Source organism: Aquimarina macrocephali JAMB N27, assembly GCF_000520995.1.
GTDB classification, from domain to species: Bacteria; Bacteroidota; Bacteroidia; order Flavobacteriales; family Flavobacteriaceae; genus Aquimarina; species Aquimarina macrocephali.
Genome location: NZ_JACA01000119.1, coordinates 1 through 875, shown reverse-complemented (window position 1 = coordinate 875; position 875 = coordinate 1). Strand labels below are relative to the sequence as shown.

Sequence of the window (875 nt, the reverse complement as noted above, 5' to 3'; positions counted from 1 at the left end):
CAAATACCGTTTTTATACAGAACCGAAATAACTTTACTTCCAAAACCAGGGAGAATACTCAAATTTCTTCTGCTATAGGAAACAAAACTTTATTTAAGTTGCATCCTAATCCGGCAGATAGAACATTTACTATTTCATTAAATGGTATGCTCCCAAAGGAAGGGGTTTCTAATAATACAATGGGAGTACTGCAAGTACGCAAAAAAGTACTGTCAAAAAACTCAGAAATTAATGTTGATTCATTGCCAGAAGGGCTTTATTATGCTATTGTTGATAACAATCAAGGTAAAAAATATTCTAAAAAACTACCGATCACACGATAACTAATCTATTTTATTTCTACATAAAAAAGCGGGTGTACAGTATAAGTAACTGACACCCGCTTTATATTTTCTCATCTACAACCAGATTTATCAGGTTATCTTTTCACTATTGTGTGTATTTCTGAAGTTCCTTTTGATCTTATTTTTACGAAATAATTTCCTTTTTCTGTTATTGTTTCTCCAAAAGGAAGCACTCCAGGGTTTTTATCATAGTTTTTATGATAAATAAGTCTTCCTAAGAGGTCATATACACTCATAGTAAACCTTTCTTTCCCTAATTTTGTCAGATCAATATTTGTAGTTTCGGTAAATGAATTAGGGTATATTTTAACCAAATTTTCTACTTTTTCTGGACCTGCTGCTGCTGGTCTTTTGGTTGTAAGTCCCTGATTTGGATTCGTGTTATACGCATAATCCAATATGGTATACGATAATCCATCATTTGTTACAGTAGCATAAAACCAACCATAGTGTGTATTGCCACTAATTTTAAAGGTAAATCCTATGTAACCAGATTTACCGTTCCAATTAGTATATGAAGAAGAACTTACC

At 32.2% G+C, this 875-nt stretch carries 2 protein-coding genes; one reads left to right on the top strand and one right to left on the bottom strand.

The genetic code is table 11. The annotated features are described in order from the left end of the window. The coding region (locus tag Z054_RS29620) for a T9SS type A sorting domain-containing protein (protein ID WP_035093885.1) at positions 1 to 323 on the top strand (323 nt) is incomplete at its 5' end. Between the two features lie 95 nt (positions 324 to 418). Here Z054_RS29620 and Z054_RS29615 read toward each other — a convergent pair. After that, on the bottom strand, positions 419 to 875 hold a 457-nt coding region (locus Z054_RS29615; protein ID WP_035093883.1), incomplete at its 5' end, for a T9SS type A sorting domain-containing protein.